General features: G+C 72.3%; 13 protein-coding genes. 5 read left to right on the top strand and 8 right to left on the bottom strand.

Translation table 11 applies throughout. The features are described from left to right. Positions 1-90: 90 nt before the first annotated feature. From ACH4MY_RS30245 to deoC, 3 genes are read right to left on the bottom strand one after another with little or no spacing between them, the layout of a single operon-like run. Positions 91-987 (bottom strand): aldehyde dehydrogenase family protein, encoded by an 897-nt coding sequence (locus tag ACH4MY_RS30245; RefSeq protein ID WP_398006904.1) that lies wholly within the window; start codon positions 985-987, stop codon positions 91-93. Next, a complete protein-coding gene (locus ACH4MY_RS30240; protein WP_398006903.1) occupies positions 980-2,416 on the bottom strand; it encodes an aldehyde dehydrogenase family protein in 1,437 nt (478 codons plus the stop codon). The genes ACH4MY_RS30245 and ACH4MY_RS30240 overlap by 8 nt, the downstream gene beginning before the upstream one ends. A 5-nt stretch (positions 2,417-2,421) precedes the next feature. Then, positions 2,422-3,381 (bottom strand): deoxyribose-phosphate aldolase, encoded by a 960-nt coding sequence (gene deoC, locus ACH4MY_RS30235; RefSeq protein ID WP_189832824.1) that lies wholly within the window; start codon positions 3,379-3,381, stop codon positions 2,422-2,424. 284 nt (positions 3,382-3,665) lie between these two features. Between deoC and ACH4MY_RS30230 the strand changes: the two genes are divergently transcribed. Genes ACH4MY_RS30230 through ACH4MY_RS30220 form a run of 3 tightly spaced genes read left to right on the top strand, consistent with a single transcriptional unit; the run spans position 3,666 to position 5,208 of the window. Then, positions 3,666-3,842 (top strand): hypothetical protein, encoded by a 177-nt coding sequence (locus tag ACH4MY_RS30230; RefSeq protein ID WP_398006902.1) that lies wholly within the window; start codon positions 3,666-3,668, stop codon positions 3,840-3,842. A 42-nt stretch (positions 3,843-3,884) separates the two neighbouring features. Further along, positions 3,885-4,487 carry a class F sortase gene (locus tag ACH4MY_RS30225; protein WP_398007099.1) on the top strand — a complete coding sequence of 201 codons (603 nt, stop codon included), beginning with the start codon at positions 3,885-3,887 and terminating at the stop codon, positions 4,485-4,487. Between the two features lie 34 nt (positions 4,488-4,521). Further along, positions 4,522-5,208 carry a PH domain-containing protein gene (locus ACH4MY_RS30220; RefSeq protein ID WP_398006901.1) on the top strand — a complete coding sequence of 229 codons (687 nt, stop codon included), beginning with the start codon at positions 4,522-4,524 and terminating at the stop codon, positions 5,206-5,208. A 133-nt stretch (positions 5,209-5,341) separates the two neighbouring features. On the opposite strand, the gene ACH4MY_RS30215 is transcribed toward ACH4MY_RS30220, so the two are convergent. The 3 genes from ACH4MY_RS30215 to ACH4MY_RS30205 form a co-directional block, all read right to left on the bottom strand. Continuing rightward, positions 5,342-6,994, bottom strand: a complete 1,653-nt coding sequence (locus tag ACH4MY_RS30215; protein WP_398006900.1) for a phospho-sugar mutase — start codon at positions 6,992-6,994, stop codon at positions 5,342-5,344. Between the two features lie 382 nt (positions 6,995-7,376). Next, on the bottom strand, positions 7,377-8,180 hold the full coding sequence (locus ACH4MY_RS30210; protein ID WP_398006899.1) for a purine-nucleoside phosphorylase: 804 nt from the start codon (positions 8,178-8,180) through the stop codon (positions 7,377-7,379). Between the two features lie 201 nt (positions 8,181-8,381). Further along, positions 8,382-8,819: a gamma-glutamylcyclotransferase gene (locus ACH4MY_RS30205; protein WP_366036145.1), complete on the bottom strand. Its 438-nt coding sequence runs from the start codon at positions 8,817-8,819 to the stop codon at positions 8,382-8,384. A gap of 238 nt (positions 8,820-9,057) precedes the next feature. Here ACH4MY_RS30205 and ACH4MY_RS30200 point away from each other — a divergent pair, with 238 nt between their 5' ends. Together ACH4MY_RS30200 and ACH4MY_RS30195 are read left to right on the top strand one after the other, a co-directional pair. Continuing rightward, on the top strand, positions 9,058-10,497 hold the full coding sequence (locus tag ACH4MY_RS30200; protein ID WP_398006898.1) for an NAD(P)H-quinone dehydrogenase: 1,440 nt from the start codon (positions 9,058-9,060) through the stop codon (positions 10,495-10,497). 236 nt (positions 10,498-10,733) lie between these two features. Beyond that, entirely contained in the window at positions 10,734-11,660 is a 927-nt protein-coding gene (locus tag ACH4MY_RS30195; RefSeq protein WP_398007097.1) for a DeoR/GlpR family DNA-binding transcription regulator, read from the top strand. Between the two features lie 118 nt (positions 11,661-11,778). On the opposite strand, the gene ACH4MY_RS30190 is transcribed toward ACH4MY_RS30195, so the two are convergent. Beyond that, entirely contained in the window at positions 11,779-12,324 is a 546-nt protein-coding gene (locus ACH4MY_RS30190; RefSeq protein WP_398006897.1) for a TetR/AcrR family transcriptional regulator, read from the bottom strand. An 80-nt stretch (positions 12,325-12,404) separates the two neighbouring features. Continuing rightward, a partial coding sequence (locus ACH4MY_RS30185; RefSeq protein WP_398007095.1) for an acetyl-CoA carboxylase biotin carboxyl carrier protein subunit occupies positions 12,405-12,564 on the bottom strand: 160 nt, incomplete at its 5' end.

Here is a 12,564-nt window from a genome sequence, read left to right as displayed (position 1 = left end):
GGCTCCGCGGGGCAAGGGCCGGAGGAGGCGCGAAAACGGGGAACGGCCCCCTGGGTGCGTGCACCTGAGGGGCCGTCCGATGTTTCGGTACTAGTACGCGGAGCCGCTCGCGCCCAGCGAACCCGTCGGGTGCCAGACCGTCTTCGTCTCCAGGAACGCGGTCATGCGGTCCGTGCCCGGGGACTCCGCGAAGTCCTCGGTGCGCGGGCGCAGGACGCGCTTCAGGTTGTCCGCCGCCGCGATCTCCAGGTCGCGGGCGAGGTCGCCCTCGGTCGCGCCCGTCAGGTCGATCGCGTTGACGTCCTGGTGGGCCGCCAGGTGCGGGCCCATCTCGGAGGCCTTGCCGGAGAGGATGTTCACGACACCGCCCGGCAGGTCGGAGGTCGCGAGCACCTCGCCCAGGGAGAGGGCGGGGAGCGGGGACTTCTCCGAGGCGATCACGACCGCCGTGTTGCCCGTCGCGATCACCGGGGCGATCACGGAGATCAGCCCGAGGAAGGACGAGTCCTGCGGGGCCACGACCGTGACGACACCGGTCGGCTCGGGCGTGGAGAGGTTGAAGTACGGGCCCGCCACCGGGTTGGCACCGCCGACGACCTGGGCGATCTTGTCCGTCCAGCCCGCGTACCAGACCCAGCGGTCGATCGCCGCGTCGACGACGACGGCCGCCTTCGACTTCGACAGGCCCTCCGCCTCGGCGACCTCGCGGACGAACTGGTCCCGGCGGCCCTCCAGCATCTCGGCGACGCGGTAGAGGACCTGGCCGCGGTTGTACGCGGTGGCACCGGCCCAGCCGCCGAAGGCCTTGCGGGCGGCGACGACCGCGTCACGGGCGTCCTTGCGGGAGGACAGCGGTACGTTCGCCAGCCACTTGCCCTTGGAGTCCGTCACCTCGTACACCCGGCCGCTCTCGGAGCGGGGGAACTTGCCCCCGACGTACAGCTTGTAGGTCTTGAAGACGCTCAGCCGCGTCGCCGATTCAGACATCGAGGTAGGCCTCCAGACCGTGACGGCCGCCCTCGCGGCCGAAGCCCGACTCCTTGTATCCGCCGAACGGCGAGGTCGGGTCGAACTTGTTGAACGTGTTGGCCCAGACGACACCCGCGCGGAGCTTGTTGGCGACCGCGAGGATGCGGGAGCCCTTCTCCGACCAGATGCCGGCGGACAGTCCGTACTGGCTGTTGTTGGCCTTCGCGACCGCCTCGTCGGGCGTACGGAAGGTCAGCACCGACAGGACCGGGCCGAAGATCTCGTCGCGGGCGACCGTGTGCGCCTGCGTGACGTTCGTGAAGAGCGTCGGGGCGAACCAGTAACCGGCCTCGGGGATGTCGCAGGCCGCGGTCCAGCGCTCGGCGCCCTCCGCCTCGCCCTGCGCCACCAGCGAGGTGATGCGGGCCAGCTGCTCCGAGGAGTTGATGGCGCCGATGTCGGTGTTCTTGTCCAGCGGGTCGCCGAGGCGCAGGGTGTTCAGCCGGCGCTTGAGCGAGTCGAGCAGCTCGTCCTGGATCGACTCCTGGACGAGGAGGCGCGAGCCCGCGCAGCAGACCTGGCCCTGGTTGAAGAAGATGCCGTTGACGATGCCCTCGACGGCCTGGTCGATGGGGGCGTCGTCGAAGACGATGTTCGCGCCCTTGCCGCCCAGCTCCAGGGTGGCCTTCTTGTCCGTGCCCGCGATCGACCGGGCGATGGCCTTGCCGACGGCGGTCGAACCGGTGAAGGCGACCTTGTTCACGTCCGGGTGCGCGACGAGCGCGGCGCCCGTCTCCCCGTACCCGGGAAGGATGTTGACGACGCCCTTCGGCAGCCCGGCCTGGCGGCAGATGTCCGCGAAGAACAGGGCGGTCAGCGGGGTCGTCTCGGCCGGCTTCAGGACGACCGTGTTGCCGGTCGCGAGCGCCGGGGCGATCTTCCACGCCAGCATCAGCAGCGGGAAGTTCCACGGGATGACCTGACCGGCCACGCCCAGCGGCTTCGGGTTCGCCCCGTAGCCCGCGTGGTCGAGCTTGTCGGCCCAGCCCGCGTAGTAGAAGAAGTGCGCGGCGACCAGGGGGAGGTCCGCGTCGCGGGTCTCCTTGATCGGCTTGCCGTTGTCCAGGGTCTCCAGGACGGCCAGCTCACGGCTGCGCTCCTGGATGATCCGGGCGATGCGGAAGAGGTACTTGGCGCGCTCGGAGCCGGGCAGCGCCGACCACTTCTCGAAGGCCTTCCGCGCCGCCTTCACCGCACGGTCGACGTCCTCGGCGCCCGCCTGGGCGATCTCGGAGAGGACCTCCTCGGAGGACGGGGAGACGGTCTTGAAGACCTTGCCGTCGGCCGCCTCGACGAACTCGCCGTCGATGAACAGGCCGTAGTTGGGGGCGATGTCGACGACGGACCGGGACTCGGGCGCCGGTGCGTACTCGAATGCAGATGCCATGTTGATCAGTCCACCGTCACGTAATCGGGGCCGGAGTAACGGCCGGTCGCCAGCTTCTGGCGCTGCATCAGCAGGTCGTTGAGCAGGCTGGAAGCGCCGAAGCGGAACCAGTGGTTGTCCAGCCAGTCCTCGCCCACGGTCTCGTTGACGAGGACCAGGAACTTGATGGCTTCCTTGGTGTTGCGGATGCCGCCGGCCGGCTTCACGCCGATCTGCACGCCGGTCTGGGCGCGGAAGTCGCGCACGGCCTCCAGCATGAGGAGCGTGTTGGCCGGGGTGGCGTTGACCGCGACCTTGCCGGTCGAGGTCTTGATGAAGTCCGCGCCGGCCATCATGCCGAGCCAGGAGGCGCGGCGGATGTTGTCGTACGTGGACAGCTCGCCGGTCTCGAAGATCACCTTGAGGCGGGCGCGGTCACCGCACTCGGCCTTGATCGCGGCGATCTGCTCGAAGACCTGGAGGTAGTGGCCGGCGAGGAAGGCGCCACGGTCGATGACCATGTCGATCTCGTCGGCGCCCGCCGCGATGGCGTCCGCCGTGTCGGCGAGCTTCACCGGGAGCGCGGCGCGGCCGGCCGGGAAGGCGGTCGCGACCGAGGCGACCTTGACGCCGGAGCCCGCGAGGGTGGCCTTGGCGGTGGCCACCATGTCCGGATAGACGCAGACGGCGGCGGTCGTCGGGGTCGTGCGGTCGGTCGGATCGGGACGGACGGCCTTGGCGGCGAGCGCCCGGACCTTGCCCGGGGTGTCCGCGCCTTCGAGCGTCGTCAGGTCGATCATGGAAATGGCCAGGTCGATGGCGTACGCCTTGGACGTGGTCTTGATCGAGCGGGTGCCGAGGGACGCGGCGCGCGCCTCCAGGCCGACGGCGTCGACGCCGGGCAGCCCGTGGAGGAAGCGGCGCAGCGCACCGTCGGACGCGGTCACGTCGGCGAATGCGGATGCTGCGGATGCAGTGGTGGGCATGGTCACCAGTCGAGCATATCTACGCGCGTAGCGACCTGTACAGGGGACCGGCTTCGCAGAGCCCGAGGTCACAGGCGGGCGGTCGGCGTGGTGACCCGTGCCAGGGGCCCCGTCCGCCACTGTGGTGACCCCTGTCACAGGCCGTGACATGGAGTGGACAAGTCCTGAATACAAGATCAATAGATTTCTTCCTGCAGCCAGCCGGACCTCACCGGAAACAGTCGGACCGAGAAAAAGCGGCATGCGACTCTCCCATCCAACTGCCTGAATTCACAGGAGTCGTTATGCGCACCGCCCTTCGCGCCGCCATCGCCGTCGCCCTCGTCACGGGTGTCGCGATCACCGCCCCGGCCCTCACCGCCGGAGCCGCCTTCGCCGCCGACGGCCCGGCCGCCGCCCCGTCGGCCGCCGCCGCGCCGGGCGCCGCGAAGCCGGCTGGCCCGTCCGGAGCCCGCCCGTGAACCGCCGCCCCAACCCGTACCCGTACCGCCTCCGTCCTCCTCCTGGTGGCCCTCGCCGCGCTCACCGGCTGTTCGACGGCCTCCGGGCCCGAGCCCGTCACCCCGCCCCCGCGGATCTCCGCGGCCACCGCCGCGCCCGCCCCGACCGCGAGCGCCGCGCCCGTCACACCGCTCGCCCGCTCCCTGCCCGTCCGCGTCCAGGTGCCCGCCGCCGGGGTGGACACCGGGCCCACCGGGCCCGTCCTGGAGCTCGGGCTCGCCGCCGACGGCACCGTCGAGGTGCCCTCGGTCGCGGACGCCGAGCGCATCGGCTGGTACGACAAGGGCGTCACGCCCGGTCAGACCGGCCCGGCCGTCCTCATCGGGCACTTCGACACCGTCCGCGGCCCCGCCGTACTGAAGAACGTGTCCAAGGTCCGGATCGGCGACGAGATCACCGTGACCCGGGCCGACGGCACCGCCGCGGTCTTCCGGGTCAGGGAGCTGGAGCAGGTCGACAAGGACACCTTCCCGACGTCCAAGGTGTACGGCGACACCGAGCGCCCGGAGCTGCGCCTCGTCACCTGCGGCGGCGAACTGGTCGACGGCCACCGCCCCGACAACATCATTCTGTACGCGGATCTGGTGGCCACGCGGGGCGCCTGAGTCTCCACCGGCCCGCTGAGGCACAATCGGCCCCATGACGACCCCCGAGCCGACCCCCGAGCCCAGCCACGAGCCGAGCCGCGAGTCGACCCCCGAGCAGCCGTCCGCAGGGAAGCAGTCCCCCGACCGGGTCTTCCGGTCGCCGCTCGGGATCGCGAGCGGGGTGTTCCTGCTGATCCTCGCGGCCCTGTTCGCCGGTGACGTGATGTTCCGCGGCGAGGGCCGGTCGCCCTGGCTCGCGCTCGCGGGTCTCGTCCTCGCTGTGCCGCTGATCGTCGCCTTCACGATCCGGCCCGCCGTGTACGCGAACGACGACCGGCTCCGGATCCGCAACCCGTTCCGGTCGATCACGCTGCCCTGGGCGTCGGTCGCCGACGTCCGCGCCGGCTACTCCAGCGAGGTCTTCACCCAGGACGGCACGAAGTACCAGCTGTGGGCCGTGCCCGTCTCGCTGCGCCAGCGCAAGAGGGCCGCCCGCAAGGCCGCCCGCGCCTCCCAGGACGACCCGCACGGCCGTACCTCGGTGTCCGCCAACGTCCGGGACAGCGCCTCACGGACCGCGCCCACCGACCAGACCGTCGCCGATCTGCGCGAGCTGGCCGAGCGCCGCGGGGGGACCCCGGGCGCGCAGGGCGAGGCGCGGGTGCGCTGGGCGTACGAGATCGTCGGCCCCGCCGTGGCCGGGCTGCTGCTCCTCGTGATCCTGATGGCGACGGGCTGACGCACCCCGGCGCGCATGACGACGCCCCGCGCCGACCTCACCCGGACGGGTGAACGGGTGAACGGGGCGGGAACACACGGAAGGGCCGGTACGGAAGATCCCGTACCGGCCCTTCACGGCTGCCGCCCAGAGCTCAGAGCCCCGCGGCCGCCGACAGGTCCCGCTTGATCGAGACGAGTACGTCCGCGGCCGTCGCCCGCGCCGGAGCCAGGTCGACCGCCGCGGCGACCGGCACCACGACCTCCAGGTAGCACTTGAGCTTGGGCTCGGTGCCGCTCGGGCGGACGATCACCCGGGCCTTGTAGGTGCCCTCCAGGTGGTAGCGGAGCCCGTCCGTCGGGGGCAGCGACTCCGTGCCCTTCGTCAGGTCCTCCGCGGTGACCACCGTCAGACCGGCCAGCGAGACCGGCGGACGCTCGCGCAGCGCCGTCATGGCGTTCGCGATGACGCTCAGGTCCTCGACCCGCACCGACAGCTGGTCCGTGGCGTGCAGCCCGTGCTCGACGGCCAGGTCGTCGAGCAGGTCGGTCAGCGTCCGGTCCCGCTCCTTGAGCACCGACGCCAGCTCGGTCACGAGCAGCGCGGCCGTGATGCCGTCCTTGTCGCGGACGCCCTCGGGGTCGACGCAGTAGCCGAGCGCCTCCTCGTACCCGTACCGCAGGCCCTCGACGCGGGCGATCCACTTGAAGCCGGTCAGCGTCTCCTCGTACCCGACGCCCGCGGCCTCCGCGATCCGGCCCAGCAGCGAGGACGACACGATCGACTCGGCGAACACACCCGTCGCGCCCTTGTGCACCAGGTGCGCGGCGAGCAGCGCGCCCACCTCGTCGCCCCGGAGCATCCGCCAGCCGCCCACGATCGTCGGGTCGGGCACGGCCACGGCGCAGCGGTCGGCGTCCGGGTCGTTGGCGATGACCAGGTCGGGGTCCACGGCCCGGGCCGCCTCGAAGGCGAGGTCCATGGCGCCCGGCTCCTCCGGGTTCGGGAACGCGACCGTCGGGAAGGCCGGGTCCGGCTCGGCCTGCGCGGCGACGAGCGCCGGCGGCGGGAAGCCCGCGCGGGCGAACGCGGCGGTCAGGACGTCCTTGCCGACGCCGTGCATGGCCGTGTAGACGGTCCGCGCGGTGCGGGGGGAGCCGGGGGTCAGGACGGCGTCCGTACGCGCCAGGTACGCCTCCAGGACCTCGTCGCCGAGGGTCTCCCAGCCGGTCTCCGGGCGGGGCACGTCGTGCAGCGAGCGGATCGCGTCGATCTCGGCGGCGATCTCCGCGTCGGCGGGCGGCACGATCTGGGAGCCGTCGCCCAGATAGACCTTGTAGCCGTTGTCGCGCGGCGGGTTGTGGCTGGCGGTCACCTCGACACCGGCGACGGCGCCCAGATGCCTTATGGCGAACGCGAGGACGGGCGTCGGCAGCGGGCGCGGGAGCAGCGCGGCGCGCAGCCCGGCGCCGGTCATCACGGCGGCGGTGTCGCGGGCGAAGTCCGCGGACTTGTAGCGCGCGTCGTAGCCGATGACGACGAGGCCGCCCTCCTGGCCCTTGGCCCTGAGGTAGGCGGCGAGGCCGGCGGCGGCCCGGACGACCACCGAGCGGTTCATCCGCATGGGCCCGGCGCCCAGCTCGCCTCGGAGCCCGGCGGTGCCGAACTGGAGGGTGCCGGCGAAACGGGCCGTGAGCTCGTCGGTCGCGCCGCGGTCGAGGAGCGCGGCCAGCTCCTCCCGGGTCTCCGGGTCGGGGTCCTCGGCGAGCCATGCCTGGGCCTGGGCGAGGAGATCGTCCTGCGTCACGGTGTGCCTTTCGGGGAGTCGGCGGGGGAGGGGTGGGTGCGGGTGGGGCGGGGGAAGGCGCCGCCGCGCGGAGCCTTCCCCCGCCCCACCCCTTCCCGAAACCGGGGGCGGGCCCCCGGACCCCGTACGGTCCGCGGCCGTGCCCCTCGAACGCCGGGCGGGCCGACGGTCCGCCCGGGCGGCCGTCTCGGCCCCGACGGTGATCGAGGCGCGGGGTCCGGTGCGGGATCCCGGTCCGGGAAGGGGCGGGGCGGGGAAGACGCCCCGCGCGGCGGACCGGCCGACGGGCGGTCGTCGACCACCCCGTCGGCCGGAGGCCGCCGCAGCGCCCCGAAGCCTCCTCGGCCCGGGGGCCGAGCGGTGCGAGGGGCGCGGTCAGGACTCAGATCCGGTCGAGGACCCGGGTCAGCAGCTCACCCATCCGCGCCGCGGAGTCGCGGCCCGCCTGGAGGACCTCCTCGTGGTTCAGCGGCTCGCCCGAGAGCCCCGCCGCCAGGTTGGTGACCAGGGAGATGCCGAGGACCTCCGCGCCGGCCTCGCGCGCGGCGATGGCCTCCAGGACGGTGGACATGCCGACGAGGTCGCCGCCGAGCACGCGGACCATGTTGATCTCGGCCGGGGTCTCGTAGTGCGGCCCGGGGAACTGGACGTAGACGCCCTCTTCGAGGGTCTCGTCGACCTCCTTGCACAGCGCGCGCAGCCGCGGCGAGTACAGGTCGGTGAGGTCGACGAAGTTCGCGCCGACGATCGGGGAGGCGGCCGTCAGGTTGAGGTGGTCGCTGATGAGGACCGGCTGGCCCGGGCGCATGCCCTCGCGCAGGCCGCCGCAGCCGTTGGTGAGGATGATCGTCTCGCAGCCGGCGGCGACGGCCGTGCGGACGCCGTGGGCGACGGATGCGACGCCCCGGCCCTCGTAGAAGTGGGTGCGGCCGAGGAAGACCAGCGCGCGCTTCTCGCCGATCTTGTACGAGCGGATCTTGCCGCCGTGGCCCTCGACGGCGGGCGGCGGGAAGCCGGGCAGGTCGGTGACCGGGAACTCGGCCTCGGGGGCTCCGAGCGCGTCGACGGCGGGCGCCCAGCCCGAGCCCATGACCAGGGCGACGTCGTGGTTCTCGACTCCGGTCAGCTCGCGAAGACGTGCGGCAGCGGCCTCGGCGGCCTCGTACGGGGTGGCAGTTGCGTTCACTGACTCTCTCGCCTCGGGGAGGGGGGTCCGAGGCGGGCCCCGGACGGATTTGATACGCGCAGAAGCGTATCCGGAGTTTGCCTACGCGCGTAGATGACGATGCCGACGGACATGCGATCGTTGTCTTGTCGTTTCCGACGAATGGCGCACGCTCACCCCCGTCCCGCGCGTCGGCAGTTCGTACACCCCCGGCGGGCACCGTCAGCAGGGGCGCTTGCGCAACTCCATCACGTAGTCGTGCGGCGCGCCCGCCGACTCGGCGGCGTCGGCGACCTCGCCCAGATACCGCGCGGAGGGCAGCCCGCCCTCGTAGGCGTTGAGGACGTAGACCCAGGCCGGCTCCTCGCCGTCCAGGGTGTGCACCCGGACCCGCATCCGGCGGTAGATGTCCAGCCCCACGCCCTCCCACCGGTCCATGGAGTCCTCGTCCATCGGCGCGACGTCGTACAGCGCCACGAAGACCTGGGAGCGGGGGGCCTCCACGATCGTGGCGAGCGCTCCCTCCCAGCCCATCTGCTCTCCGCCGAAGGTGAGCCGCCAGCCGTTCAGCCAGCCGGTGCCGCGCAGCGGGGAGTGCGGTGCGCGGCGGCTCATCAGCCGCGCGTCGAGGTTGCCGGCGAAAGCGGCGTAGAGCGACATGGGACCGAGGGTACGGGAGGGGGCGGGGTGTCCGGCGAACTCCGAGGTGGGGACCGCGGGGTGGGTGCCGCGGGGGGCCGGAGCGGCGGATTGCCCCCTTCGGAGGCCCCGGCGTGAGACCGCGCCGGGCGTGCGGGAGAATGGGGTACGCACTTGAAGCGTGCGGGACAATGGCGTACGCACTGCATCCCAGCGGGGGGACCCCCCGGCAGAACGAGAGCGCGAGGCGTAGATCCCAGTGACCCGGATCGTGATCATCGGCGGCGGACCCGGCGGATACGAGGCGGCCCTGGTGGGCGCCCAACTCGGCGCGGAGGTGACCGTCGTCGACTGCGACGGCCTCGGCGGCGCGTCCGTCCTGACCGACTGCGTCCCCTCCAAGACCCTGATCGCCACGGCCGAGGTGATGACCACCTTCGACTCCTCCTACGAGGAGCTGGGCATCATCGTCGCGGACGACACCCCGCACGTGGAGCAGGCCGCCCGTGTCGTCGGCGTGGACCTCGGCAAGGTCAACCGACGGGTGAAGCGCCTCGCGCTGGCCCAGTCGCACGACATCACCGCCTCCGTCACCCGGGCCGGCGCCCGGGTGCTGCGCGGCCGCGGCCGGCTCTCCGGCCGGCAGGCGATGGACGGCTCCCGCCAGGTGATCGTCACCGCCGCCGACGGCACGGAGGAGACGCTGACCGCGGACGCCGTGCTGATCGCGACGGGCGGCCACCCGCGCGAGGTGCCGGACGCCAAGCCGGACGGCGAGCGCATCCTGAACTGGACCCAGGTCTACGACCTCAAGGAGCTCCCGGAGGAGCTCATCGTGGTCGGCTCCGGTGTCACCGGCGCCGAGTTCGCCGGTGCCTACCAGGCCCTCGGCTCCCGGGTCACCCTCGTCTCCTCCCGCGACCGGGTGCTGCCGGGCGAGGACCCGGACGCCGCCGCCGTCCTGGAGGACGTCTTCCGCCGCCGCGGCATGAACGTCATGGCCCGCTCCCGCGCCGAGTCCGCCAAGCGGGTCGGCGACCGGGTCGAGGTCACCCTGGCGGACGGCCGGGTCATCTCCGGCACGCACTGCCTGATGGCGGTCGGCGCGATTCCGAACTCGGCCGGAATGGGTCTGGAGGAGGCCGGGATCAGGCTGAAGGACTCCGGTCACATCTGGACCGACCGGGTCTCCCGCACGAGCGCCCCCGGCGTGTACGCGGCCGGTGACGTCACCGGCGTCTTCGCGCTCGCCTCGGTGGCCGCCATGCAGGGCCGTATCGCGATGTACCACTTCCTCGGCGACGCGGTGGCCCCGCTCAACCTGAAGACGGTCTCGTCGAACGTCTTCACCGACCCCGAGATCGCCACCGTCGGCTACACGCAGGCCGACGTGGACGCGGGCAAGATCGACGCCAAGGTCGTCAAGCTGCCGCTGCTGCGCAACCCGCGCGCGAAGATGCAGGGCATCCGGGACGGCTTCGTCAAGATCTTCTGCCGTCCGGGCACCGGCATCGTGGTCGGCGGCTGTGTCGTCGCCCCGAAGGCGAGCGAGCTGATCCATCCGATCTCGATCGCGGTCGACAACAATCTGACGGTCGAACAGATCGCAAACGCTTTCACCGTGTACCCCTCCCTGTCGGGATCGATCGCGGAAGTGGCACGGCAGTTGCACACCCGGAAGTCCGCGGGCGAGGCGTAACACCCGGCCGGTGTGCGGCTCCCGCCTGCGGGAACGGTTCGCCGACTCGGACAACCCCCGGCAAGGCAGGGCAAGCCCTGACGCGGGTCGGGCCAAAGGCGGGGCTCCCTATATCAGTTGGGGGCCCCGTCTGTGTGCATCTTCTGCAATTCGGCGCATACTGCTGAAAACTATCGGCCGGTCACGTTACTGTCAGTTTCGTGTTCGCTGCAGAACGTCGCCAGTTGATCCTCGAAATGGTGCGAGCCAATGGGGCCGTGTCGCTCCGCGAGCTCGCCCGCGTCGTCCAGACCTCGGAAGTGACCGTACGGAGAGACGTACGGGCCCTTGAGGCAGAAGGACTCCTCGACCGCCGGCACGGCGGTGCGGTGTTGCCGGGCGGATTCACGCGAGAATCCGGCTTCCCGCAGAAATCCCATCTCGCGACCGCGGAGAAGACGGCCATCGCCGACGTCGCCGCGAGCCTCGTCGAAGAAGGCGAGGCCATCGTCGTCGGCGCCGGGACGACCACGCAGGAGCTGGCACGCCGGCTCGCCCGCGTGCCCGGTCTGACCGTGGTCACCAACTCGCTCCTGGTCGCCCAGGCCCTCGCCCATGCCAACCGGGTCGAGGTCGTCATGACCGGGGGCACCCTGCGCGGCTCCAACTACGCCCTCGTGGGCAGCGGTGCCGAGCAGTCCCTCCAGGGCCTCCGGGTCTCCCGCGCCTTCCTCTCCGGGAGCGGACTGACCGCCGAGCGCGGCCTGTCCACGTCCAACATGCTCTCCGCGAGCGTGGACCGGGCACTCGTCCAGGCGGCCGCGGAGGTCGTGGTCCTCGCCGACCACACCAAGCTCGGCTCCGACACCATGTTCCAGACGGTGCCCACGGACGTCATCACCCGCCTGGTGACCGACGAACCGCCCGCCCACGACGACCGGGCGGCCACCGAGCTCCAGGCCCTCGCCGACCAGGGCGTACAGATCGCCGTCGCCGGTACGGGCGGTGCCACCGGCCCCACGGGAGGAGACCACGTCCCCCCGGGCGCCCGGCCCCGCCGTGACATGCCGCTTCCGGTCCAGCGCGGCCGGATGGCGGCCGGTCAGTTCCGGGGACCGGGCGGAGGGATGGCCGCCGAGACACTGGAGCGCACGGCGCGGGTCGCGGACATGCGCCGCCGCTGAGCCGGCCGGCCGTCGGCGCGGTTCGTGGGTTCCGACGTCCCCCAGCCACGAGGGACCCTCCCCCAGGGGTCCCGTGTGCCGCCCGCCGGACACCCGGCGCCCTGGCGGCGCCTCCCGCTCAGTCCTTGATTCCCCGGAGCGTCAGCGCGAGCAGACGGTCCGCCAGCTCCGTGTCCTCCGGGCACTGCTCCGCCGCCAGCGCGATCGCGTTGGTCAGCTGCATCAGATCGCCGATCGACACGTCGGCGCGCACCTGGCCCGCCTCCCTGGCACGCCCGAGCAGCCGCTCGCCCGCCGCGCGCAGCGGTTCGCTGCACTGGGCGAGCGCCGAACTCCGGTCGTACGAGGCGGACATCAGCGCGTGCGCGAGCCCCCGGTACTCGCCCGCGTGGGCGATCAGGGCCCGCAGCCACTCCACGAGCGCCCGGCACGGCTCCTCGGCCTCGGCGAGCTCTCCCGAGCGGCGCAGTAGCTCCGCCAGGGCCTCCTGGAAGACGGCGCTCAGCAGCTCGGCCCGGGTGGGGAAGTGGCGGTAGAGGGTGCCGATGCCCACGCCCGCGCGGCGGGCGATCTCCTCAAGGGGCGCGTCGGCGCCCTGCTCGGAGAAGGTGACACGGGCTTCGGTGAGCAGTCGTTCGTGGTTGCGGCGTGCGTCGGCTCGCATGGCTGGTGAGTCGCCTCCCCTCGACGAAGGGCCCGCAGGCGGCTGCCTGCGGGCCCTTCGTACCGTACTCGGTGTGCCGGTCAGTCCTTGATGTCGCAGATGACGGCGCCGGAGGTGACGGAGGCGCCGACCTCGGCGCTCAGGCCCTTGACGGTGCCGGAGCGGTGGGCGTTGAGGGGCTGTTCCATCTTCATGGCCTCCAGGACGACGATGAGATCGCCTTCCTTGACCTCCTGGCCC

This window comes from Streptomyces sp. NPDC017246 (assembly GCF_044331325.1).
GTDB lineage: Bacteria > Actinomycetota > Actinomycetes > Streptomycetales > Streptomycetaceae > Streptomyces.
The sequence above is the reverse complement of the archived record's forward strand: the minus strand, read 5'-3'. Positions and strand labels throughout refer to the sequence as shown.

What these genes read in the sequence shown, in the direction of transcription:
- ACH4MY_RS30245 (WP_398006904.1), bottom strand. Translation starts at nt 987, where the DNA reads ATGTCTGAATCGGCGACGCGGCTGAGCGTCTTCAAGACCTACAAGCTG.
- ACH4MY_RS30240 (WP_398006903.1), bottom strand. Translation starts at nt 2,416, where the DNA reads ATGGCATCTGCATTCGAGTACGCACCGGCGCCCGAGTCCCGGTCCGTC.
- deoC (WP_189832824.1), bottom strand. Translation starts at nt 3,381, where the DNA reads ATGCCCACCACTGCATCCGCAGCATCCGCATTCGCCGACGTGACCGCG.
- ACH4MY_RS30230 (WP_398006902.1), top strand. Translation starts at nt 3,666, where the DNA reads ATGCGCACCGCCCTTCGCGCCGCCATCGCCGTCGCCCTCGTCACGGGT.
- ACH4MY_RS30220 (WP_398006901.1), top strand. Translation starts at nt 4,522, where the DNA reads ATGACGACCCCCGAGCCGACCCCCGAGCCCAGCCACGAGCCGAGCCGC.
- ACH4MY_RS30205 (WP_366036145.1), bottom strand. Translation starts at nt 8,819, where the DNA reads ATGTCGCTCTACGCCGCTTTCGCCGGCAACCTCGACGCGCGGCTGATG.
- ACH4MY_RS30195 (WP_398007097.1), top strand. Translation starts at nt 10,734, where the DNA reads ATGGTGCGAGCCAATGGGGCCGTGTCGCTCCGCGAGCTCGCCCGCGTC.
- ACH4MY_RS30190 (WP_398006897.1), bottom strand. Translation starts at nt 12,324, where the DNA reads ATGCGAGCCGACGCACGCCGCAACCACGAACGACTGCTCACCGAAGCC.